This is a genomic window from Hydrogenophaga sp. (assembly GCF_030373225.1).
In the GTDB taxonomy this organism is placed as follows: Bacteria; Pseudomonadota; Gammaproteobacteria; order Burkholderiales; family Burkholderiaceae_C; genus Hydrogenophaga.
Window position 1 is genome coordinate 15,091 of sequence record NZ_JAUCZG010000031.1, and the last position, 22,498, is coordinate 37,588.

General features: G+C 68.1%; 24 protein-coding genes. 15 read left to right on the top strand and 9 right to left on the bottom strand.

Annotated features, from left to right (window positions below; genetic code table 11):
* Window positions 1-109 precede the first annotated feature (109 nt).
* The 7 genes from QUV35_RS15410 to QUV35_RS15440 all read left to right on the top strand — a co-directional run bounded on the left by QUV35_RS15410 (window position 110) and on the right by QUV35_RS15440 (window position 8,230).
* On the top strand, window positions 110-817 hold the full coding sequence (locus QUV35_RS15410) for a TetR/AcrR family transcriptional regulator (RefSeq protein ID WP_300875977.1): 708 nt from the start codon (window positions 110-112) through the stop codon (window positions 815-817).
* Window positions 818-859: 42 nt separating this feature from the next.
* Complete coding sequence (locus QUV35_RS15415; RefSeq protein ID WP_300875979.1) at window positions 860-2,656, top strand: acyl-CoA dehydrogenase C-terminal domain-containing protein; 1,797 nt, start codon at window positions 860-862, stop codon at window positions 2,654-2,656.
* Between the two features lie 32 nt (window positions 2,657-2,688).
* A complete protein-coding gene (locus QUV35_RS15420; RefSeq protein ID WP_300875982.1) occupies window positions 2,689-3,126 on the top strand; it encodes a DUF2147 domain-containing protein in 438 nt (145 codons plus the stop codon).
* Window positions 3,127-3,157: 31 nt separating this feature from the next.
* Window positions 3,158-5,557: a 3-hydroxyacyl-CoA dehydrogenase/enoyl-CoA hydratase family protein gene (locus QUV35_RS15425; protein WP_300875984.1), complete on the top strand. Its 2,400-nt coding sequence runs from the start codon at window positions 3,158-3,160 to the stop codon at window positions 5,555-5,557.
* Window positions 5,558-5,698: 141 nt separating this feature from the next.
* Window positions 5,699-6,121, top strand: a complete 423-nt coding sequence (locus QUV35_RS15430; protein ID WP_300875987.1) for an endonuclease domain-containing protein — start codon at window positions 5,699-5,701, stop codon at window positions 6,119-6,121.
* On the top strand, window positions 6,118-7,326 hold the full coding sequence (locus QUV35_RS15435; protein WP_300875989.1) for an acetyl-CoA C-acyltransferase: 1,209 nt from the start codon (window positions 6,118-6,120) through the stop codon (window positions 7,324-7,326). Before QUV35_RS15430 ends, QUV35_RS15435 begins: the two co-directional genes overlap by 4 nt.
* A gap of 97 nt (window positions 7,327-7,423) precedes the next feature.
* A complete protein-coding gene (locus tag QUV35_RS15440) occupies window positions 7,424-8,230 on the top strand; it encodes a thioesterase family protein (RefSeq protein WP_300875992.1) in 807 nt (268 codons plus the stop codon).
* Between the two features lie 6 nt (window positions 8,231-8,236).
* Here QUV35_RS15440 and QUV35_RS15445 read toward each other — a convergent pair whose 3' ends face one another.
* A complete protein-coding gene (locus QUV35_RS15445) occupies window positions 8,237-10,492 on the bottom strand; it encodes a patatin-like phospholipase family protein (RefSeq protein ID WP_300875994.1) in 2,256 nt (751 codons plus the stop codon).
* Between the two features lie 183 nt (window positions 10,493-10,675).
* On the opposite strand from QUV35_RS15445, the gene QUV35_RS15450 reads away from it, so the two are divergent.
* Both QUV35_RS15450 and QUV35_RS15455 read left to right on the top strand, forming a co-directional pair.
* Window positions 10,676-11,440 carry an enoyl-CoA hydratase gene (locus QUV35_RS15450; RefSeq protein WP_300875997.1) on the top strand — a complete coding sequence of 255 codons (765 nt, stop codon included), beginning with the start codon at window positions 10,676-10,678 and terminating at the stop codon, window positions 11,438-11,440.
* Between the two features lie 9 nt (window positions 11,441-11,449).
* Entirely contained in the window at window positions 11,450-12,655 is a 1,206-nt protein-coding gene (locus QUV35_RS15455; protein ID WP_300875999.1) for a tetratricopeptide repeat protein, read from the top strand.
* A gap of 3 nt (window positions 12,656-12,658) precedes the next feature.
* Here QUV35_RS15455 and QUV35_RS15460 read toward each other — a convergent pair whose 3' ends face one another.
* The 4 genes from QUV35_RS15460 to QUV35_RS15475 all read right to left on the bottom strand — a co-directional run bounded on the left by QUV35_RS15460 (window position 12,659) and on the right by QUV35_RS15475 (window position 14,821).
* Window positions 12,659-13,021 (bottom strand): DUF86 domain-containing protein, encoded by a 363-nt coding sequence (locus QUV35_RS15460; protein ID WP_300876002.1) that lies wholly within the window; start codon window positions 13,019-13,021, stop codon window positions 12,659-12,661.
* Window positions 13,014-13,304 carry a nucleotidyltransferase family protein gene (locus QUV35_RS15465; RefSeq protein ID WP_300876005.1) on the bottom strand — a complete coding sequence of 97 codons (291 nt, stop codon included), beginning with the start codon at window positions 13,302-13,304 and terminating at the stop codon, window positions 13,014-13,016. The genes QUV35_RS15460 and QUV35_RS15465 overlap by 8 nt, the downstream gene beginning before the upstream one ends.
* Window positions 13,274-13,543, bottom strand: coding sequence for a hypothetical protein (locus QUV35_RS15470; RefSeq protein ID WP_300876007.1), 270 nt, complete (start codon window positions 13,541-13,543; stop codon window positions 13,274-13,276). Before QUV35_RS15470 ends, QUV35_RS15465 begins: the two co-directional genes overlap by 31 nt.
* Before the next feature lie 381 nt (window positions 13,544-13,924).
* Window positions 13,925-14,821, bottom strand: a complete 897-nt coding sequence (locus QUV35_RS15475) for a demethoxyubiquinone hydroxylase family protein (RefSeq protein ID WP_300876009.1) — start codon at window positions 14,819-14,821, stop codon at window positions 13,925-13,927.
* Window positions 14,822-14,950: 129 nt separating this feature from the next.
* On the opposite strand from QUV35_RS15475, the gene QUV35_RS15480 reads away from it, so the two are divergent.
* The 5 genes from QUV35_RS15480 to QUV35_RS15500 all read left to right on the top strand — a co-directional run bounded on the left by QUV35_RS15480 (window position 14,951) and on the right by QUV35_RS15500 (window position 18,783).
* Window positions 14,951-15,304 (top strand): YciI family protein, encoded by a 354-nt coding sequence (locus QUV35_RS15480; protein ID WP_300876012.1) that lies wholly within the window; start codon window positions 14,951-14,953, stop codon window positions 15,302-15,304.
* 98 nt (window positions 15,305-15,402) lie between these two features.
* Window positions 15,403-15,825 (top strand): YciI family protein, encoded by a 423-nt coding sequence (locus tag QUV35_RS15485; RefSeq protein WP_300876015.1) that lies wholly within the window; start codon window positions 15,403-15,405, stop codon window positions 15,823-15,825.
* 19 nt (window positions 15,826-15,844) lie between these two features.
* Window positions 15,845-16,255 (top strand): VOC family protein, encoded by a 411-nt coding sequence (locus QUV35_RS15490; RefSeq protein WP_300876019.1) that lies wholly within the window; start codon window positions 15,845-15,847, stop codon window positions 16,253-16,255.
* Between the two features lie 9 nt (window positions 16,256-16,264).
* Complete coding sequence (locus QUV35_RS15495) at window positions 16,265-17,533, top strand: sigma-70 family RNA polymerase sigma factor (protein ID WP_300876022.1); 1,269 nt, start codon at window positions 16,265-16,267, stop codon at window positions 17,531-17,533.
* 83 nt (window positions 17,534-17,616) lie between these two features.
* The gene (locus tag QUV35_RS15500; RefSeq protein WP_300876025.1) at window positions 17,617-18,783 is read left to right on the top strand and encodes an NAD(P)/FAD-dependent oxidoreductase; all 1,167 of its coding nucleotides are present in this window, start codon (window positions 17,617-17,619) and stop codon (window positions 18,781-18,783) included.
* On the opposite strand, the gene QUV35_RS15505 is transcribed toward QUV35_RS15500, so the two are convergent.
* Together QUV35_RS15505 and QUV35_RS15510 are read right to left on the bottom strand one after the other, a co-directional pair.
* Complete coding sequence (locus tag QUV35_RS15505) at window positions 18,780-19,265, bottom strand: DUF3237 domain-containing protein (protein ID WP_300876027.1); 486 nt, start codon at window positions 19,263-19,265, stop codon at window positions 18,780-18,782. The two genes, QUV35_RS15500 and QUV35_RS15505, sit on opposite strands and share 4 nt — an antisense overlap.
* Complete coding sequence (locus QUV35_RS15510) at window positions 19,258-20,256, bottom strand: tripartite tricarboxylate transporter substrate binding protein (protein WP_300876030.1); 999 nt, start codon at window positions 20,254-20,256, stop codon at window positions 19,258-19,260. Before QUV35_RS15510 ends, QUV35_RS15505 begins: the two co-directional genes overlap by 8 nt.
* A 101-nt stretch (window positions 20,257-20,357) precedes the next feature.
* Here QUV35_RS15510 and QUV35_RS15515 point away from each other — a divergent pair, with 101 nt between their 5' ends.
* The gene (locus QUV35_RS15515; protein WP_300876033.1) at window positions 20,358-20,882 is read left to right on the top strand and encodes a MarR family transcriptional regulator; all 525 of its coding nucleotides are present in this window, start codon (window positions 20,358-20,360) and stop codon (window positions 20,880-20,882) included.
* A gap of 6 nt (window positions 20,883-20,888) precedes the next feature.
* Here QUV35_RS15515 and QUV35_RS15520 read toward each other — a convergent pair whose 3' ends face one another.
* Window positions 20,889-22,001, bottom strand: a complete 1,113-nt coding sequence (locus QUV35_RS15520) for an NADH:flavin oxidoreductase/NADH oxidase (protein ID WP_300876036.1) — start codon at window positions 21,999-22,001, stop codon at window positions 20,889-20,891.
* A gap of 52 nt (window positions 22,002-22,053) precedes the next feature.
* The gene (locus QUV35_RS15525) at window positions 22,054-22,497 is read right to left on the bottom strand and encodes a hypothetical protein (protein ID WP_300876039.1); all 444 of its coding nucleotides are present in this window, start codon (window positions 22,495-22,497) and stop codon (window positions 22,054-22,056) included.
* Window position 22,498 lies beyond the last annotated feature (1 nt).

Here is a 22,498-nt window from a genome sequence, read left to right on the forward strand (position 1 = left end):
CGGCCTAAACAAAGTCCCCACAAAAAGCGCCGGACGCGCGCACAGGTCCGCTTTTGCGGTAAAAATAGCACGACCGTTCGATTACCCGGAACACCTACCCCCGTACTGCATGAGCACCACGCCCACCGCCCGCCGTTCACGCGCCGACACCTCGGCCCACAAGCCGTTGCAGAAAGGCCAGCAAACCAAGGCGGCGATCGTCGATGCCGCGCTCGGCCTGGCCACGCAGATCGGTCTGGAAGGACTGTCGATCGGGGCGCTGGCCGAGGTGATGCAGATGAGCAAGTCGGGCGTGTTCGCCCATTTCGGTTCGCGCGAGGAGTTGCAGATCTCGGTGGTGCGCGAGTACCACGCGCGCTTCGAGGAAGAGGTTTTTTACCCCGCCATCGACGCACCGCGAGGCTTGCCCCGGCTGCGCAGCCTGTTCGACAACTGGATGAAGCGCACCTCGGTGGAAATCGACTCGGGCTGCATCTACATCAGCGGTGCGGTCGAGTTCGACGACCGGCCCGGCCCGGTGCGCGATGCGCTGGCCAGCTCGGTCAACACCTGGCTTTCGGCCATGCGCCGCGCGGTCGAGATCGCCATTGAAGAAGGCCATCTCGCCCCTGACACCGACGCGGTGCAGATGGCTTTCGAGATCCACGCGCTGATCCTGGCGCTGCACTACGAAGCGCGCTTCCTGCGCAGCCCCGACTCGGCCGGCCGTGCGGTGCGCGCGTTCGAGAACATCGTCACCCGCTTCGGCAGCACACCGGTGCCCGCGCCCCGCAAGACAGTCACCAAACCCTCGGGCGCTGCGCGCGCGCAGGGCTGATTTCCCATTCGTCTTTCACAAACCCAGCACAGGAGTTTCCCCATGCCCGTTTACAACCCACCCTTGCGCGACATGCAGTTTGTGATGCACGAAGTGCTCAAGGTCACCGACGATCTCAAGGCCCTGCCGGCCCACGCAGACATCGACGCCGACACCATCAACGCGGTGCTCGAAGAGGGTGGCAAGTTCGCTTCGCAGGTGATCTTTCCGCTGAACATCAGCGGAGACACCGAAGGCTGCAAGCTCGACCAGAAAACCCACGAAGTCACCACGCCCAAGGGTTTCAAGGAAGCCTACAAGACGTATGTGGACGGTGGCTGGGCGGCGCTCTCCTGCGACCCTGCATTCGGCGGTCAGGGCCTGCCGCTGGTGGTCAACCAGTGCATGTACGAAATGATGAACTCGGCCAACCAGGCCTGGACCATGTACCCCGGTCTGACCCACGGCGCCTACGCTTCGCTGCACACCTTCGGCACCGACGAGCAGAAGGCCACCTACCTGCACAAGATGACCAGCGGGGAATGGACGGGCACCATGTGCCTGACCGAGCCGCATTGCGGCACCGACCTGGGCCTGATGCGCACCAAGGCCGAGCCCCAGCCCGACGGCACCTACAAGCTCACCGGCAACAAGATCTTCATCAGCGCCGGCGAACACGACATGGCCGAGAACATCATCCACCTGGTGCTGGCCCGCCTGCCCGATGCACCCCCCGGCATCAAGGGCGTGAGCCTGTTCATCGTGCCCAAGTTCAATGTGAACCAGGACGGCACGCTGGGTGAGCGCAACGGCATCTACTGTGGTGGTCTCGAGCACAAGATGGGCATCCACGGCAACGCCACGGCGCAGATCGTGCTGGACGGCGCCAACGGCACCCTGGTGGGCCAGCCCAACAAGGGCATGCAGGGCATGTTCGTGATGATGAACGCCGCACGCCTGGGCGTGGGCAACCAGAGCCTGGGCCTGACCGAAGTGGCTTACCAGAACGCACTGGCGTACGCGAAGGACCGCATCCAGATGCGCAGCCTGACCGGCCCCAAGGCCAAGGACAAGCCGGCCGATCCGATCATCGTGCACCCGGACGTGCGCCGCATGCTGCTCACCGCCAAGGCCTACGCCGAAGGCGGCCGCGCGCTGGCCATCTTCTGCTCGGTGCTGCTGGAAAAGGTGCATGCGCACCCCGATGAAAAGGTGCGCAAGGACAGCGACGACATGCTCTCGCTGCTGACACCCATCACCAAGGCCTTCCTGACCGACAACGGCTACAACGCAGCCACGCAGTGCCAGCAGGTGTTTGGTGGCCACGGCTACATCAAGGAATGGGGCATGGAACAGTTCGTGCGCGATGCCCGCATCAACATGATCTACGAGGGCACCAACACCATCCAGAGCCTGGACCTGCTGGGCCGCAAGGTGCTGGGCAACAACGGCGCCACGCTGAAGAAGTTCGGCAAGCTGGTGGGCGCGCTGGTGATGGAAGAAGGTGTCAACGAGAAGATGGCCGAGTTCATCAACCCGCTCGCCGTCCTCGGCGAGCAGATCACCAAGTTCACCACCGAGATCGGCTTCAAGGGCCTGCAGAACGCCGACGAAGTGGGCGCCGCAGCGGTTGACTACCTGCGTGTGGCCGGCCACCTGGTGTTCGGCTACTTCTGGGCCCGCATGGCACAGGTGGCCCTGCGCGAGATCGCGGCCGGCAACACCGACCCGTTCTATGTGGCCAAGCTGCAGACCGCCCGCTTCTACTTTGCCAAGCTGTTTCCCGAGACCGCAACGCTGATGCGCACCGCGCGTTCTGGCTCCAGGGTCCTCATGGACACGGACGCGGCGTTGGCCTGATCAGCGATTCGCTCAACCACCAGGAGACTTCCATGATCAAGACCGTTGTGGGCACCACCTTGCTGCTGGTGTCTCTGTCTGCGTTCGCACAGATGTCGCCGGTGGGTCTGTGGAAGACCATCGACGACGACACGAAGAAAGAGAAGTCCCTGGTGCGCATCAAGGAGGCCAACGGGGTCTACAGCGGCAGCATCGAGAAGCTGCTGGACCCCGAGAGCAAGCCCGACGCGGTGTGCGACAAGTGCACCGACGACCGCAAGGACAAACCCGTGCTGGGCATGACCATCCTGCGTGGTCTCAAGGCCAGCGAAGGCGACGCCGCGGTGTTCGAGGGCGGCACCATCGTCGACCCGAACAACGGCAAGGTCTATCGCACCCGCCTCAAGCCGGTGGAAGACGGCAAGAAGCTGGAGATGCGTGGCTACATCGGCCCGTTCTACCGAACCCAGGTCTGGTTGCGGGTCGAGTGACCGCGAGCCTTTCCCCTTTCATGGAAAAACAATGAACCGATTTCAAGTGAAAAAAGTCGCTGTGCTCGGCGCCGGCGTGATGGGCGCGCAGATTGCTGCGCACCTGGTCAACGTCAAGGTGCCGGTGGTGCTGTTCGATCTGCCCGCGAAGGAGGGCCCGAAGAACGGCATCGTCACGCGCGCCATCGACAACCTCAGGAAGCTCAAGCCCTCGCCGCTGGGCGTGGCCTCGGACGCCGATCTGATCGGTCAGGCCAACTACGAAGAGCACATGGAGCTGTTGAAGGACTGCGACCTGATCATCGAGGCCATCGCCGAGCGCATGGACTGGAAGCTCGACCTCTACACGAAGATCGCCCCCTTCATTGCTCCGCACGCGATCGTGGCGTCCAACACCTCGGGCCTGTCGATCACCAGGCTGGGTGAAGTGCTGCCCGAGGCGATCAAGCCGCGTTTCTGCGGCATCCATTTCTTCAACCCGCCGCGCTACATGACGCTGGTGGAACTCATCGCCACGCCCGCCACCGAGCCGCAGATCCTGAACGATCTCGAGAGCTTTGTGACCAGCGGCCTGGGCAAGGGCGTGGTGCGTGCCCGGGACACACCCAACTTCATCGCCAACCGCATCGGCATTGCCGGCATGCTGTCCACGATGAAAGAGGTGGAGAACTTCGGTCTCACGTTTGATGTGGTCGACGACCTCACCGGCAAGCGCCTGGGCCGCGCCAGCAGCGGCACCTTCCGCACCGCCGACGTGGTGGGCCTGGACACCATGGCCCACGTGGTCAAGACGCTGCAGGACAACCTGAGCCTGGAGACCGACCCGTTCTACGGCAGCTTCGGCACGCCACCGGTGCTGGCCAAACTGCTGGAGCTCAAGAACCTGGGCCAGAAGACCAAGGCCGGTTTCTTCAAGAAGGTCGGCCGCGACATCCTGCGCTTCGATCTGGACAGCGAGGACTATGTGCCCGCGGGCGAGAAGGCCGACGAGGTCTATGGCCGCATGCTCAAGCGCCCGGCCGCCGAGCGCCTGAAGTTGTTGCGCAACGCCGAAGGGCCACAAGGCCGGTTCCTGTGGGCGATCCTGCGCAACAGCTTTCACTACGCTGCCGTGCACTTGGGGCAAATTGCCGACACCGCACGCGACGTCGACCAGGCCATGCGCTGGGGCTTCGGCATGAAGCAGGGCCCGTTCGAGCTCTGGCAGGAAGCGGGCTGGCTCGATGTGGCGAAGATGGTTCAGGAAGACATCGACGCCGGCCAGGCGCTGAGCACGGCGCCGCTGCCCGAGTGGGTGTTCAAGGGCCCGGTGGCCGAGGCTGGTGGTGTGCACACCGCCCAGGGTTCGTGGAACCCGACCACCGGCACCTTCGAGGCGCGCCGGCAGCTGCCGGTGTACCAGCGCCAGCATTTTCCCGAGCTGTTGCTCGGCGAAGCCGGGCCCAAGTTCGAGACGGCGGGCAGCACCATCGAAGAGAACGATTCGATCCGCATCTGGACGCTCGACGAGCAGGTGCTGATCGCCAGCATCAAGACCAAGATGCATGCGATCAGCCCCGAGGTGTGCGAAGGCCTGATGGCCGCCGTGGACCTGGCCGAGCGGGAGTACCAGGGTCTGGTGATCTGGTCGGGTGACGAGCCCTTCAGTGCCGGCGCCGACCTGCAGGCCATGCTGCCGGCCTTCATGGCCGTGGGTGTGAGCGCCATCGAAGACGCCGAAGGATTCATGCAGCAGACCATGCTGCGCCTGCGCTATGCCAGCGTGCCGGTGGTGTCGGCCGTGCGCGGCCTGGCGCTGGGCGGGGGGTGTGAACTGGCCTCGTACAGTGCGCGCCGTGTGGTTCACATGGAGAGCTACATCGGTCTGGTGGAAGTGGGCGTGGGCCTGGTGCCCGGCGCCGGTGGTCTCACCTGCATTGCCCGCCGCGCCGCGGAAAACGCCGAGACCTCCACCGGGAAGGACCTGCTGCCTTTCCTGACCGAGGGTTTCACCGCCGCGGCCATGGCCAAGGTGGGCACCAGCGCACTCGAATCGCGCAAGCTCGGCTACGTGCTGCACTCCGACCTGATCGTGCCGCACAAGGATGAACTGCTGTTCGTGGCCATCAACGAAGCCAGGAGCCTGTTCCAGGGTGGCTACCGCGCGCCGCACAAGCGTCTGTTCCCGGTGGCCGGCCGCGACGGCAAGGCCACCATTCTGGGCAGCCTGGTCAACATGCGCGACGGCGGCTTCATCAGCCAGCACGACTTCCACATCGCTTCACTCATCGCCAACGTGGTGACGGGCGGCGATGTCGAGCCCGGCACGCTGGTGAACGAGGACTACCTGATGACGCTGGAGCGCCAGGCTTTTTGCGCGCTGATCGTGCATCCGAAGACGCAGGAGCGGATCCTGGGGATGTTGAACACCGGCAAGCCGGTGAGAAATTGAAGCCATGAGTCCGGTGTGTGTGTCCCCATCCCGGCTTTCTTCCGGCAGGGGAGAGAGCAAGTCCCCCTGCTGGCGCGCGTGTCTGACCCCTTCCCCCTTTGGGGGAAGGCAGGGATGGGGGCTCTCCGCCAGCCAATGACCATGCAGAACCAGGCCACTCCCAAAGCCCGAGTCAACGCCCGCACACTGCGCCGAGGCATGACCGACGCCGAGCGCAAGCTATGGTCAGGGCTTCGTGGTGAGCAGTTGGGCTCCAAGTTTCGCCGACAGCATCCGTTGGGCCACTTCATTGCTGATTTCGCCTGCCTTGACCCGAAGCTCATCGTCGAGCTGGATGGTTCGCAGCACGCCGACAACCAGTCCTACGACCAGGTTCGTGACGCGTTCTTCACGGCCCAGGGCTTTTCTGTGTTGCGCTTCCCGTCCAACGCACCGTTTCAGAACCTCGATGGCGTGCTGAGCGCCATCCATCATCAACTCACCATGTTGGCGGGCGCTGCCCCCATCCCAGCCTTCCCCCAGAGGGGGAAGGGGCCATACACCGCTAAAGGAGAGAACCCATGACCAAACACATCCAGGACGCCTACATCGTTGCCGCCACCCGAACCCCCATCGGCCGTTCGCACAAGGGCTCGTTCAAGCACCTGCGCCCGGACGACCTGTTGGCGCTCGCCTTGCGATCGGCGCTTGCCCAGGTGCCCACGCTCGACCCGAAGGCGATCGAAGACGTGATCTGCGGTTGCGCCATTCCCGAAGCGCAGCAGGGCCTGAACGTGGCGCGCATCGGTGCCATCCTGGCCGGCCTGCCGCACAGCGTCGGCGGCATCACCGTCAACCGTTTCTGCGCCTCCGGTCTCTCGGCCCTGCAGATGGCGGCCGACCGCATCCGTGTGGGCGAAGCCGACGTGATGATCGCTGCCGGCACCGAGAGCATGAGCATGGTGCCCATGATGGGCAACTCGCCCAGCCTCTCGCCCAGCATCTTCAGCAACACCGACGACGTCGAGAGCTACGGCATCGCCTACGGCATGGGCCTGACGGCCGAGAAGGTGGCGCAGCAGTGGAAGGTGTCGCGCGACGCACAGGACGCGTTTGCCGTGCAGTCGCACCAGCGCGCCGTGCTCGCCATGAAGAACGGCGAATTCACCGACGAGATCACGCCGGTGGAAGTGACCGAGCGCAGCGTGGACCTGGACAGCGCCGAGGTGAGCACCACCACCCGCACCGTGAGCCTGGACGAAGGCGCACGCCCCGACACCTCGCTGGAAGGCCTGGCCAGGCTGCGCACCGTGTTCGCCGCGCGCGGCTCGGTCACCGCCGGCAACAGCTCGCAGACCAGCGACGGCGCGGGCGCGCTCATCCTCGTGAGTGAAGCCGCCTTGAAGCGCTACAACCTCACGCCGCTGGCGCGTTTCGTGAGCTACGCCAGCCGTGGCGTGCCGCCGCACATCATGGGCGTGGGCCCGATCGAGGCCATTCCGGCCGCGCTGAAATACGCCGGCCTGCAGCAGGACGACATCGACTGGTTCGAACTCAACGAGGCGTTTGCCGCGCAGTCGCTGGCGGTCATGAACACGCTCGGCCTGGACCCGGCCAAGGTGAACCCCATGGGCGGCGCCATCGCGCTGGGCCACCCGCTGGGCGCCACCGGCGCCATCCGCGCGGCCACCGTGGTGCACGCACTCAAGCGCCACAACAAGCGCTACGGCATGGTCACGATGTGTGTCGGCATGGGCCAGGGGGCTGCGGGCATCATCGAGCGCGTGTAGACAAGCTTCCCCCCGCGCCGCTTCGCGTCACCCCCAGGGGCGGCGCTGGCGGCCGCAAAGCCGGTTCCGCGGCGCCACTGGAAGGAGACACTTCGCCATGACGCTCCATGTTTTTGATCAAGCCATCGCCCTGCAGCCGCTGGGCGAGGATCGCTTCGCAGGCAAAACCTCACCCGCCTACGCCAACATGGTCGGGCCGTTCGGCGGTGTCACGGCGGCCACCGCGCTCAATGCCGTGCTGCAACACCCGGCCCTGCTGGGCGAACCGGTGGCGCTCACGGTGAACTACGCTGCGGCGCTGGCCGACGCTCCGTTCGAGGTGGTGGCGCGCGCCGCGCGCACCAACCGATCCACCCAGCACTGGGTGGTGGAGATCGTGCAGTCTGGCGAGACCGTGCTCACCGCCACCGCCGTGACCGCCGCGCGCCGCGGGACCTGGGGTGTTGACGAGCTGGCCGCGCCCGACATGCCCACCGCCGACGCGCTGGGCCAGCCCAACATGGCTGCACAGGTGGAGTGGGTGAGGCGTTACGACATCCGCATCACCGAAGGCGCGATTCCCACCGCCTGGGACGGCAGTGGCGACGCCAGCCGCACCACGCTGTGGATGCGCGACGAACCCGCGCGCCCGCTGGACTTCTGCAGCCTCGCCGCCATGGCCGATGTGTTCTACCCGCGCGTGTGGCTGCGCCGCGCCACGCGGGTGCCGGCGGGCACGGTGTCGATGACGGTGTATTTCCATGCCGGTGGTGCCGAGCTCGCCGCCGTCGGCGCGGGCTGGATCAAGGGACAAGCCAGCGCGCAGGCCTTTCGCAACGGCTTCTTCGACCAGACCGCCCAGGTCTGGAGCGAGGCTGGCCGGATGCTGGCCACCTCGCACCAGGTCGTCTATTTCAAAGAGTGATCGTCTTCAGGGCCTTCCCAGGAACAGGTAGAGCCCGGTGTAGCCCTTGGGGGCGCTCACGATGCTCAGGTACAGCGGGCCGATGCCGGTGTCTGCACCCACGAACAGGCTGCCCGCGCCGCGCAGCTGCCGCAGCGTGATGTCGCTGCGCTCGGTCCAGGCATTGCCCGCTTCCAGCGAACCGCCGACAAACAGCGCGCGCGCCACCCCCACCGAATACGCCAGGCGCTGGTAATAGGTGAGCCGCCCGAACAGCAGGTAGTTGCCCGCGACCTGAGCGGTGCGGTAGCCCGAGAGGTTCTGGAAACCGCCGAGCGAATACTCGTCGATGGCGGCCAGCGGGATCTGGTTGGTGTAGGCCACGCGACCGCCGATGTTGAAGGTGTGCACGCCCCGGCTCCTGACCGCCGTGAACGAACTCTCGAGCCGGGTGAAGTCGCTGGTCTCGCCGCCGTCGAGCTGGCGCCGGCCCCAGGAAATCTCGGCCCGGGCGCGGTAGCCGCGCGAGGGGAAGTTGGCGAAGTCCAGCTGATCGGCGATCAAGGCCGCGCGCAAGCCGCGTTCGGTCCAGCGGACGGTGTCCACGCCGGCGGGCACCGCTGCCGACAGCAGCTCGGGTGTCGCGCGGCGGGCACTGGCCACCAGGCCCAGCCGCGCTTCGCCGATGGCGCCGCGCAGGCCGATCGGCCAGCCCAGGTCGGCGCCGACCCGCACGCCCTGGCGCTGCACCAGCGCGAGCGCATCGCCGGTGTCGCTGAAGAGCTCGACCTTGTTGATGCCCGCATCCAGGTAGGCGGCGGCAAAGCGCTGGCTGTTGGCCCCCATCGGCTGGTAGATCTCGGAATACAGCCCGACGGTCTCACCGAGCTGCACCCGGTTGCGCCATTCGGCACCGCGCTCGTTGAGCCAGTGCCGGTTGTGGCTGATGCGCAGGTTGAAGGCACCTTCGCCCTGGAAGTCGGTGCGCAGGTCCAGGCCCACGCGCAGGTAGTTCGGGCCCCATGTGTTCTCGCGCAGCTGGATCGTCAGGTCTTCCGTGCCGTTGTCTTCGCGCCGGCTCAGGGTGTAGTCGATGCGCTCGTAGTCGCCGCTGACCGCGAGCTTCTGCAGATCGGCCTCGAGCCTGGGCACGTCCACCCGCTGGCCCGGCTCGGTGTCCAGTTCCTTCGACAGTCGCGCGGCGCGCTCCTCGCTCACACCCTCGAACCGGATGGCGCCGATCCGCCCCACCTGGTCGGCATTGGCCAGGGCCTGCGTGCTGCGCGCCTGCACCCAGCGGGCGTGGCGCTGCGGGTCCACCGCAAACCGGGCCAGCGCCTCGCTCACGGTGCGGGCGTAGGCGTTGCCCAGCTTCACCAGTTCGGCGGCCTGGTCGAAGTCGCTGGAGCTCAGTTTGCCCAGGGGCGGCGCGAGCAACAGGTCCTTCGGCGTGAGGGTGGCGATGCTGGCCTGCACGTTCTGCTCGGTCAGGATGTTGACCATCTGGGTGGCCACGCCCAGCACGGTGCCCAGCGTCTCGCGCCCGGCCAGCGGGGTGCCGATGTTCACCGCGATGATCACTTCGGCGCCCAGCGCGCGCGCCACATCCACCGGCAGGTTGTTCACCAGCCCGCCATCGCCCAGCAGTCGGTCGTCGATCGCCAGCGGGGAAAACGCGCCCGGCACCGACATGCTTGCGCGCAGGGCTGCGGCCAGATCGCCCCGGTCCAGCACCACCGCCTGGCCGGTCTCCATGTCGGTGGCGACCGCGCGAAACCGCGTGGGCAGCTGGTCGAAGGATTCGAGGTGGCGGGTCGAGAGCGTGTAGCGCCGCAGCAGCACCTCCAGCGAGCGGCTGGAGACCGCCCCGGTGGGCAGGCGGAACTCGCCGTTGCGAAAACCCAGCTGCAGCACCGGCGAGAGCTCGAAGTCTTCTTCCTTGCGGCGTTGTGACAGCAGCTGGCGCGGCTCGCGGCTGTTGAACAAGCCGTCCCAGTCCACCGCGAGGATCTCGCGCTCCAGGTCGTCGGCTTTCATGCCACTGGCATACAGCCCGCCGATGATCGCGCCCATCGAGGTGCCCACGATCATGTCCACCGGCACGTGCGCGGCCTCCAGCGCCTTGAGCACGCCCACATGTGCAAACCCGCGCGCGCCACCGCCCGAGAGCACCAGCGCCACACGGGGGCGTTCGCCGACGCTGCTGCCCTGCGCCACCGAGGGCAGTGGCAGCAGCAGCGACGCCACCAGGACAAGGATCGGAAGGGCGAAACGGGAGCGCATGAAACACCTGTGTGCGAAAGGGCGCCCAGGCGCCGGGATGCGGCCAAGTGTAGGCGGGGCATGCATCGGAAAGAGGCGCCGATACACGCTGTCACGCACCGGTCAGGGCTGGGGAGCGCACCCCATCGCGAGCCGGTCATTCGTGGTAATTTGCGGGTCCTCCTGCCCACCGAGACACTCCCCATGAGCGACATCCTCGTCCACACCGAAGCCGGCGTCTGCACCCTCACGTTCAACCGCCCCGACAAGAAGAACTCCATCACCGCTGCCATGTACGGCGCGATGGCCGACGCGCTGCAGGCCGCGCAGGACGACCCGCAAGTGCGTTGTGTCGTGTTCCAGGGCAACGAAGCCATCTTCTCGGCCGGCAACGACATTGCCGACTTCCTCAACAACCCGCCCGCCACCACCGAGTCGCCGGTGTTCCGTTTCCTGCGCGGCCTCGCGCAGTTTCCCAAGCCGCTGATCGCCGCCGTGTGCGGTCCGGCCGTGGGCATCGGCACCACGCTGCTGTTCCACTGCGACCTGGTCTATGCCGGCGACAACGCCGCCTTCTCCATGCCCTTCGTCAACCTGGGCCTGTGCCCCGAGGCCGCCAGCAGCCTGCTGGTGCCGCAGATGCTGGGCTACCACCGTGCCGCCGAAGCGCTCTTGCTGGGTGAGCCCTTCATGGCCGAGGCGGCCCTTGAAGTGGGCCTGGTCAACCGCGTGCTGCCCCCGCTCGAGGTCTCGGGTTACGCACAGACCGTGGCCCGCAAGATGGCCGCCAAACCCATCAGTTCGCTGATCGAGACCAAGCGCCTGATGAAGCAGGGTCAGCTCAAGCAGGTCATGGCTGTCATGGCCGAAGAGGGCGTGAGCTTCGGTCGCATGCTGGGCGAGCCGGCGGCCAAAGAGGCCTTCGGTGCCTTCATGGAACGCCGCAAGCCGGATTTCTCGAACCTGTGACCACGCGCCATGACCGATCCCGTCGAACAGGCCAAGGCCCGGTTTTTTGAAGGCAACGCCTCGTTCGAGGCGGGCCTGCTCGAAGACGCCGCAGCGCATTACGAGGCTGCCCTGGCCCTGGTGCCGGGGCGGCCCTCGGTGCTGGCCAACCTCGGTGTGACGCAGTGCCGTCTGGGCCGCTGGACGGACGCCGTGGCCACGCTCGCGCAGGCTACCCGGGCCGACCCCGCCCACCGCGATGCCTGGGTGGCCCTGGGGCTCTCGCAGGAGGCGCTGGCGCACTGGGGCGAAGCGGCGCAGGCACTGCAGGAAGGCATCCGGCTCGGTGCGAACACCGGGCAGCTGTGGTTGTCGCTGGCCATGTGCCGGCTGCGCCTGCAGCAGCCGGGCCAGGCGCTGCAGGCGCTCGACCAGGCGGTGGCCATCGAGCCCACGCTGGCCGAAGCCTGGAGCCAGCGCGGCAGCGTGATGCGCGACATCGGGCGCCACGCCGAGGCCGCGCGGTGTTACGAGCAGGCCCTGGCCAACGGTGGCGACGAGACGCTCAACCGTTTCTACCTGTCGTCGGTGCAGGGCGGTGCCGTGCCCGCGCATCCACCGTCGCTGTACGTGCAAGCCCTGTTCGACGAGTACGCCGACGACTTCCAGGCGCACCTGGTCGAACAGCTGAACTACCAGGCGCACACCACCCTGCTGGCCCCCTTGCTCGCCAGCGGCCAGCACTTCGAGCGGGTGCTCGATCTGGGTTGCGGCACCGGCCTGTGCGGGCGCCTCATCCAGGCGCAGGCGGGTGCGGTCGACGGCGTGGACCTGTCTTCGGCCATGGTGGCCCAGGCCCGGGCCAGTGGCGCCTACCGGCGCGTGGTCCATGGCGATCTGCTGGCCTTCCTGCGCGAGAGCACCGAGCCGGTCGACCTGGTGATGGCGGCCGACGTGTTCATGTACGTGGGCGCCCTCGACGCCGTGTTCGAGGCGGTGCGTGAGCGCCTGCAGCCCGGGGCATGTTTTGCGTTCTCGGTCGAACTCGCCACCGATGGCAGCGAACTCAGGCTGTTGCCCAGCCTGCGTTATGCCCACTCTGCGGCCTGCGTTGACCGGCTGTGCGCGCTCAACGGCTTTCGTGTGCGCCAGAGCTGGCAGGCACCGCTGCGGGAAGACCAGCAGCAGCCGGTGACGGGCCTGTATGTGCTGCTGGAGCCGGTGGCCAGCGCCTGAGATTCAGGCTGGGTCGGCCCAAGTGCGCTTGATCTGCCGCAGTTGTTGGAGCAACTGGGGGATGTCGGTCTGGACGATGCTCCACAACACATCGTTGTCAATACCCAGGTAGCCGTGAATCAGACGATTGCGCGTGGCAATGACCTTTCGCCACGCAATTTCGGGATGCCTTGATCGCACTTGATCTGGAATGTGGGTGGCTGCCTCGCCGATCAACTCCATGTTGCGCAGTGCAGCGTCGTAGTTCACGCCGCTTGCCCCAAAGCTGTTTTCGTCAAGATGCCTTGTGTACTCGAGGACCTTGGCGCAGAAACCGATCATGTCGTCGATGTAGAAGTGCCATTCGCGTTGCAACGGTTCAGACACGCAAGCGATCCCTTTCCACGTGGGCGCGCAGTTCGGGGCGCAGCGCTTTTTCGGTGACCAGATCGACCGGGCACGCCAGCAAATCCTCCAGAAAAAACTGAACGCCAAAGTAGCGTTCCGAAGTCGCTGGCCCTTCAAACGACACCAGCAGATCCACGTCGCTGTCGTTTCGCGCCGTGCCACGGGCCGTTGATCCAAACAACGACAAATCGCGCACGCCGAAGCGCCGAGCCAGTTCAGGCTTGTGTTGCTTCAGCAGTGAGAGCGTGTGGTCGCGGTCCATGGGCAAACTGTACTTGAAAGCCTGCAGGCCGTGACCTTCGCCAGGCTGTACCTGAACGTCCCCCGGACCACGCCGTGGTCGCCGGTGCCCAGGGCCTTGTGGTCCTCGACGTTCAGGTGGTCGTTGTTGATCACCTGGTCGTCGAACATCCAGATCCGCTTCTTGCTGTTGTCGTGGAACTCCTGGCTGACCACGGTGTGGTCGAGCGACTCGGGATGTCCTGGTGCACAGGGGTGCAATGCACGTCGCGGGTGTTGGGGTATGCCTGCAAGGTCTTCGCGGCGTGGAGCGAGGTGTCGCCGCCCTTGGTCTCGCCCAACAGGTAGCGCGACTGTTCAGAGAGCAGAAACCGCAGCGCCGTGGCCTCGGCCGTGCGCGGGATGGTGGAGATCGCCGTCCCGGGCCGGTGGACTGTTTGCCGTTGGAGCCGGGCGCCTCCAGCAGGTCATTGTGGTCTGCCACACCGGCCGAGGTGAGTGCGCGCTGCACCGACACCGGGTTCCACATTGCCTGCAGACCGAACACGTCGGCGCCGAGCGATTGCAGCTGGTGCGCGGTCCACCTGGTCACCCGCAGCGTGGCAACGCCACCCCCCGGATGTGGGAGGGTGCCAAGCAGGGTCAGACCAGCCGTGCGAGCTTCACCGCCATGGCCGAGCCGCTGCCGACCAGTGCACACCAGGCGCGCAGCAGTGCCCCCGGAGCCTGCGTCTGCAAGGCCAGGGCTTCATCGCGGTGCGCCACCTCGTCGGCCTGGCATTCCACCAGCAGGGCGCGCAGCGGGGCCACGCCGGCGCGGCCTTCCAGCCGCTGGATCTGCTGCTGGTAGTGGTGGTCGACAAACGTCTCCACCGACGCGATGGTGGCGTGCACCGCGCGCGGCCCCGCCAAAGCGGGCAGGGCCCCGGTGAGGAAGCCCGCCACGCGCCAGGCGGGCAGCAGCCAGCTGCGCCTTCCCCAGGGCAACACCTCGCCGACCCGGCGCAGGTGGTCCTCCTCGGTCTGGCCATGGCGCAGGGCAAAGGCCTTGAGGGCGGGGTCGCGCGTGACCAGTGCAATGCCCCGGTAGATCCACACCGCACCGGTTTCGCCCGCGTGGTCCGAACGCAGATCGGCCAGCATGTCGTCGGGCACGGCGGGGGCATCGAGGCCGCGCGCCACGCGCTGCATGGCCGGGCGAACGCGCAGAAAGCCCACGTAGGCGCGCTCCATCAGCCAGGGCACGCCGGGCAGGCGGCCCAGCCGGGACAGCCAGCGCCAGCCCGGCAGGCGCGCCCACAAGGCCAGGAACGCCTCGGCCCCGCTGAGCAGGCTGCCGTCTTCGCGCTGCACAGGAAAACGCGCCAGCAAGGTGCTGCGCTCGTCGGGCAGGGCGGTGTCGGGGGCGCTCACATCGACAAAGCGCACCGGCTCGCGCGCAGCAAGCCCCTGGTAGACGGCGATTTCGCGTCGGCACAGCGGGCAATCGCCGTCGTACAGAACGGTCATGCAACGCTGGGCCGGGGTGTTTTCAGTCATGCGCGGATCGTATCGGCGCGGGCCGGCTGCTGCAGCGCCCTATCTCAAGACCCCGGGCAGCGCTGTGCTGCAAGCCCCTGCGCTGTGTAGGATGTTCAGCCTGCTGCAACCCCTCGACCGGAGACCGCCATGTCCTTCATGTTGCTGATCATCGAACCCACCACGCAGCGCGCCGGCCGCACCGAGGCCGAGGGCCGCGAGCTCTATGCCCGCATGCAGCGTTTTGGCGAGGGCTTGCAGGCGCAGGGCAAGCTCAAGGCGTCGGAGTCGCTGGCCTCGCAGGCCAGCGCGGTGCGTGTGACCACCGCCGGAGGGCAGCCCAGGGTGTCCGACGGCCCGTTTGCCGAGGCCAAGGAAATGGTGGGCGGTTTCTTTCTGCTGGAGTGCGCCAGCCTCGACGAGGCGGTGGCCATCGCCCACGAATGCCCGGCCGCCGAATGGGCCACCGTCGAGGTGCGCGCGCTCGCCCCCTGTTACCAGTGAGTGGCGACGGGCCGGGGCCGGTCTGTCGAAAACGCCATGGCTGGATCGTCGTGTGGGTGAGCACCCCCACCCACGATCCCACCCACCAGGAGACGCCCATGCGATTCATGATCATCGTCAAGTCTTGCGACGAATTTGAAGCCGAGACCAACCCCGCGCCCGATGAGGCACTGATGACCGAGATGGTCCGCTACCACGAGGCGCTGGCCCGGGCCGGCGTGTTGCTCGATGGGGCGGGGCTGCACCCCAGCCGCCAGGGATGGCGGGTGAAACACGGCAGCGACGGCAGCACGCGCGTGGTCGACGGGCCGTTTGCCGAGGCCAAAGAACTCATGGCCGGCTACACCCTGATCCAGGTGCGTTCGCGCGAGGAGGCGCTGGAATGGAGCCGCCGATTCCCCAACCCGGCCGGCAGGGGCAGGGAAGGCGTGATCGAGCTGCGCCAGCTCATCGAGCTCGACGAATTCCCGCCCAGCCAGCCGCTGGAGGACTTCAAGAAGCTCAGCCGGGGCACGAACTGAGCACCCACAGGAGATCACCATGCTGCGCGACATCCACGTCAACCTGCCCGTCAAGGACCTGGCCCGTTCGCAGGCCTTCTTCAGGGCGCTCGGCCTCGGCTTCAACGAGCGGTTCACCAACGACAAGGGTGCGTGTCTCGAGATCGCACCCCACGTTCACGCCATGCTGCTGGTCGAGCCGTTCTTCCAGGGCTTCACCCGGTTGCCGATTGCCGACGCGAGGAAAACCACCGAGGTGCTGATTGCGCTCTCGTGCGACAGCCGTGCCGAGGTGGATGAATTCGTGGCCAGGGCGGTGGCCGCCGGGGCCACCACACCCAATGCGCCGCAAGACCACGGCTTCATGTTCCAGCACGGCTTTGCCGATCTGGATGGCCATCAGTGGGAGATCTTCTGGATGGATGAGGCGGCGGCTCCCGCGCAGATGTGAGCGCGCGCCATGCACGCCGGTGTCCACCAGGCCATCGCCACCGTCTGGCGCCTTGAGTCCGCGCGCATCACGGCCCATGTGGCGCGCGTCGTGCGTGACGTGGGCGTGGCCGAGGAGCTGGCGCAGGACGCCCTGCTGGCGGCGCTCGAACACTGGCTGACGCAAGGCGTGCCCGACAACCCCGCCGCCTGGCTCATGACCACCGCCCGGCGCCGCGCGTTCGATCACCTGCGCCACCGGCAGATGGCCGAGGCCCGGCACGGCGAGATCGCGGCCGACCTCGAGGCGCTGGGGGCCAACCACGTGCCCGACTTTGTGGACACGCTCGACGAATCCCGCCAGCCCGAGATGGGTGACGACCTGCTGCGCCTGGTGTTCACCGCCTGCCACCCCGTTCTGTCGGCCGATGCGCGCGTGGCGCTCACCCTCAAGCTGCTCGGTGGCCTCACCACGAACGAGATCGCTCGGGCCTTTCTCGTGCCCGAGGCCACCATCGCCCAGCGCATCGTGCGCGCCAAGAAAACGCTGGGCGATGCGGGCGTGCCCTTTGAAGTGCCGCGCGGGCCGGCGCTGGGCGAGCGCCTGAAGTCGGTGCTGGAGGTGGTGTACCTCGTCTTCAACGAGGGCTACACCGCCACCCAGGGCGATCACTGGATGCGCCCGGCCCTGTGCGACGAGGCCTTGCGCCTGGGCCGCATGCTGGCGCAGATGGCGCCGCAGCAGGCCGAGGTGCACGGCCTGCTGGCATTGATGGAGATCCAGGCCTCGCGCACGGCGGCGCGCACCGATGCGCAGGGCCGCCCGGTGCTGCTGGTCGAGCAGGACCGCAGCCGCTGGGACACGCTGCTGATCCGTCGCGGACTGGCCTCGCTGGCGTGCGCCGAGGCCCTGGCGCCTGAAGCCGGCAGTTACCAGCTGCAGGCCGCCATCGCCGCCTGCCACGCCCGTGCGCTGCGCGCCACGCAGACCGACTGGGCACGCATCGCTGCCCTGTACGGCGAGCTGGCCCGGGTCGCTCCTTCACCGGTGGTGGAGCTCAACCGCGCGGTGGCCGTGGCCATGCACGCCGGCCCCGCGGCAGGCCTGCTGATCGTCGACGCCCTGGTGCAGCACAAGGCCCTGCGCCACTACCACTGGCTGCCCAGCGTGCGCGGCGACCTGCTGGAGCGGCTCGGGCGCCGCCCCGAGGCCCGGGCCGAGTTCGAGCGGGCCGCTGCGCTGGCCAGCAACGAGCGGGAGCGAACTTTCCTGCTGGAACGCGCCGACAGCCTGCGTTGAACCGAGGTCTTTCTGGCACGGGTACAAGCCCCATGGCGCGGTGCCGGTGCGACCGCCACACTGGTCACTCACCACCCGTGTCCATGGCCAGCACATCCACCGCACCCCCCACCCGAACCGACACCCTCGTCATCGGGGCCGGGCCGGCCGGGCTGGCCACCGCGGCCTGCCTGGCGCAGCGCGGCGTGCGCGCGCTGGTGATCGACCAGGCGCACGAGCTGGCTTCGGCGTGGCGCCATCACTACGACCGGCTGCATCTGCACACCGTCAAGACGCACTCGGCGCTGCCGGGCCTGGCGTTTCCAGCCGACGCACCGCGCTATGTGTCGCGCCAGGGCGTGGTGGACTACCTCGCGGCTTACGCCCGGCACCACGGCCTGGTGCCCGAACTCGGCCAGTCGGTGCTGACGATCGAGCCTGCGGCGGGCGATGGTTCTGGCTGGATCACGCGCATCGCCGGTGGCCGCGTCATCGCATCGCGCCAGGTGGTGGTGGCCACCGGTGCCAACCGCCGGCCATCGGCGCCGGCGCTGCCCGGGCAGTCCGGCTTCGGTGGGCGTGTGCTGCACAGCCGTGAATACCGCAACGCACAGGCGTTTGCCAACCAGCGCGTGCTGGTGGTGGGCATGGGCAACACCGGCGCGGAGATCGCACTCGACCTGGCCGAGCACGGCGTGCGGGCCGCGCTGTCGGTGCGTTCGCCGGTCAACATCGTGTACCGCGACGTGCTGGGCCGGCCCACCCAGCTATCGAGCATCCTGCTCGGCCGCCTGCCGCACGCACTGGGCGACGCCGCCGCCACGCTGCTGCGCGAGCTCACGGTGGGCGATCTCGGCCGCTACGGCCTGCACACCGCCACCGTGTCGCCGCTGCGCCAGTTGCGTGAAGAGGGCAAGACCCCGGTGATCGACGTGGGCACGCTGGCGCACATCAGGAACGGCGACATCCAGGTCTACCCCGGCATCCAGAGCCTGGTGCCCGGCGGCGTGCGGTTCACCGACGGCAGCGAGCACCCGTTCGACACCGTGCTGCTGGCCACCGGCTACGGCGCGGCTTTGCCCGAGCTGTTTCCGTCCACAGCCCTGCCGCTGGACACGCGCGGCATGCCCGCCCAGGCGGTGGGGCAGGGCGCGCTGGCCGGTGTGTATTTCGTCGGCTTCGATGTGCGCCAGCCCGGGGGCCTGCTGCGCACCATTGCGGCGCAGGCGCAGCAGGTGGCCGGCCACATGGCCCGGGCCGGGCGCGCCTAGAGCACGTTGAAGCAGCTGATCTCGACCCGGTCGGGGCGGCGCACGCCGGTGCCCACGAACACCCGTTCGTTGATCCAGGCCAGGCTGGGTGCGGCGGTTTCGAACGTGGGCACGCAGCGGAAGTACACCTGGGCCGGGTCCACCGGCTCGCCCCGGATCAGGCGGGCCGTGACCTCGGGCGCTGCGGCGCGAACGGCCCGGTTGCAGACATAGATCAGCTCGCCCGCCTCCGTCTCCAGCAGGTAGCGCGCGTCCAGCCGGGCCAGCGTGGGGGTCACGATGGCCTGGAAGTCCGCGCCGCCCGGCAGCACGCGGGCGCTCCATCCCCGGCCCTGCACCTGTCCGCCCAGGATGGGAATGATCCGCCGGTTGCCGGCAGGCGTCTGACCGACCTCGTGGGCCGCCGCGACCTGCACCGAGAGCGTGGCGAAAAAGTCCAGTTCGGGTGGTGCGGGCGACACCGGGTGGCCAGCGTCACTCATTGGCGCGGAACCCGGTGGCCTTGACGACCTGCGCCCAGCGCGCGGTCTCGGCGGCAATGGTGGCCGCGAACGCGTCGCCGTTCTCCTGCGGCACGTCGAAGCCCTGGGCCTCCAGCCGGGCCTTGAATTCCGGCGTGGCCTGGGCCTTCACCGCAGCCGCCATGATCTGGTCAAGCACCGCCTTGGGGGCCGCCGACGGCGCCACCACACCGAACCAGACGGTGGAACTGAGGTCGGGGTGGCCGAGCTCGGCCAGGGTCGGCACCTCGGGCATGAACCGGGTGCGCTCCCTGGACGTGACGGCGATGGCATTGAGCTTGCCGGCCTGCACCTGCGGCAGCGCCGCCTGCAGCTGCGTGAACCCGAGCAGCACCTGGCCGCCCAGCAGGTCGGCGATCTGCGGCGCGCTGCCCTTGTAGGGGATGTGCACCATGTCGAGCTTCAGGCGTTCGTTGAGCTGGAAGCCCAGGAAGTGCGAGGGCGTGCCCGGGCTGAACGAAGCGTAGGCGGCCTTCTTCGGGTTGGCCGCTGCCCACTTGGCGAGTTCCGCCAGGGTTCTGGCTGGCACCGACGGGTGCGTGACCAGCACCAGCGGGCTCTCGATGCCCTTGGCGATGGGTTTGAAGTCCGACTGCTTCCAGCGCAGGTTGCCGTAGACCGACGGGTTGATGGTGAACATGGCCTGTGTGCTGATCCACAGCGTGTGGCCGTCGGGCGCGGCGGCATGCACCTGGTCGGCGCTGAGGTTGCCGTTGGCGCCGGCCTTGTTCTCGACGATGAAGGTGCCGCCGGTCTGGCGGGCGAGCTGGTCGGCCAGTGCCCGGGCATAGACGTCGACCGAGCCGCCGGCGGGTGTGCCCACCACCAGCGTGACGGCCTTGCCCGGCCAGGCCTGGGCCAGGGCGAGGGGCGCGGCACAGGCCGCTGCCAGGGCCAGCCAGGCGGTGCGTGCCAGGCGGGTGGTCGACGGGGACGAGAGGATGGTGTACATGTTGTCTCCTGGGTGGTTCGGGCGTGAGCGTCGAATCTATGCCCGGACCATTTGATTGACCAATACAACCAAGCTCAGGGTATTCACCCAGAGGAGTGCACGTGTCCGATTTCCGCAGCGACCCCGCCCAGGCGGCAAGCGAACTCTTCCTGTACCGCCTGTCCCGGCTGCAGGCGGTGGCCGTGGCGCCGGTGGGGCGCCTGTGCCAGGCCCGCTACGGCATCTCGCGCCGCGAATGGCGGCTGATCGTCATGCTGGCCCGGCACGCGCCCATGCTGTCGTCCGAGCTGGCGGATCTGGCGCAGCTCGACCGCGCCCGCACCTCGCGCATCATCACCGCGCTGGCCGGCAAGAAGCTGATCGCGCGCGTGGTGATCCCCAGCGACCGGCGCCAGGCCCGGGTGTCGCTCACCGAGGCAGGCCGCGCCCTCTACGACGAGTTCCTGCCGGTGGTGGTGGAGCTCAACCGGCAGCTGCTGCTGGCGCTGGAGCCCGACGAGGTGGCGCAGCTCGACGCGCTGGTGCAGCGCCTGGCCGAGCGCGCGCGCGCCAACCTGGAGGCGCTGGACCTGCCGAAGCTGGATCGCTCGCGCGCCGCCGCACGGCGCTCGGCCCGGGCCGTTTGAGTCGCCTCAGCGCTGGCCGATCTTCACGTCGCCGAACAGCTGGCTCACGCCGCGCGGCTGGCTGCGCCAGTATTGGGGCGGGGCGTCCACCCGGGCGCCGAGCGCGGCCGCAGCGTGCCAGGGCCAGCGCGGGTCGTAGAGCATGGCGCGCGCCAGCGCCACCAGGTCGGCCCGGCCGCTGGCGATGATGGCTTCGGCCTGTTCGGGCTCGGTCACCAGACCCACGGCGATGGTGGGCAGGCCCACCTCGTGTTTGAGCTGTTCGGCCAGCGGCACCTGGTAGCCCGGGCCGAGCGGGATCTGCTGCAGCGGCGAGATGCCCGCGCTGGAGACGTGCAGGAAGTGGCAGCCGCGCGCCTTGAGCGCCTGCCCGAAGACCACGCTCTGCGCCACGTCCCAGCCGCCGTCGACCCAGTCGGTGGCTGAGAGCCGCAGGCCCAGCGCCATGCCGGGCGGCAGCACCGCGCGCACCGCGTCGAACACCGCCAGCGGGAAGCGCATGCGGTTCTCCAGCGAGCCGCCGTATTCGTCGCTGCGCTGGTTGGACAAGGGCGAAAGGAACTGGTGCAGCAGGTAGCCGTGAGCGGCGTGCAGCTCGATCGCATCGATGCCGATGCGGTGTGCGCGCAGGGCCGCGTCCACGAAGGCCTGCTGGATGCGCGCCAGGCCGGACGCGTCGAGCGCGTGCGGCGGCGCTTCGTGCGGGAGATGGGGAATGGCCGAGGGCGCCAGCGTGTCCCAGCCGCCGTCTTGCAGGGCGATGAGTTGTCCACCCTCCCATGGCGCACGGCTGGACGCCTTGCGCCCGGCGTGCGAGAGCTGGATCGCGACCGGCATGGCCGAGTGCTGGCGCAGCTTGCGCAGCACCTCGCCCAGCGCGTGCTCGTTCGCCTCGTTCCACAGGCCCAGGTCGGTCGGTGAAATGCGGCCTTCGGGCGTGACCGCCGTGGCCTCCAGGATCAACAGCCCCGCGCCCGAGAGCGCAAGGTGGCCGAGGTGGATCAGGTGCCAGTCGGTGGCGTTGCCGTGTTCGGCCGAGTACTGGCACATGGGCGCGATCACGATGCGGTTCTTCAGGTGCAACGGACCGATGTCGTGGGGAGAAAAAAGCTGGCTCACGGGGTTCCTTGAGACGGTGAATGGGACGATCGGGAGCGCGTTGAGGGCGCGTTCAGGGCGTGTTGTCGGTGTCGAAGCGCAGGTGCTCGCGCACCCAGTCGTCCGCGTTCGCGTAGACCTCACCCGCCGAGCCCACGGCCACGTGGTCGGGGTGTCGCACCTCGAGCGGGCCCTCGAGCGTGGCCAGCAGCGCCACGGTGCCGGGCGGCACCTGCACCAGCCGGCTGCGCTCGAGCTTGCGGTAGCGTCCGGGCCCGACGGCCTCGTAGCTGCGCTCGAACAAGGCTTTCTTGATCGGCCAGGGTGCGCCGTGGTCCGGCACCACCACCCAGTCCAGGCCCGGGTCGGCCGTGAGTTCGCCCCAGGCCACTTCAAACCGCTCCATGCCGCGGGGTTCCCGAATCGCCACCGTGAAGCGGCGCGAGGCCGTGCGCAGGGGGCCCCAGGCGGGCGGAATGTCGCCGGCGTGGGCAATGCTGACGCGCTGTTCCCTCATC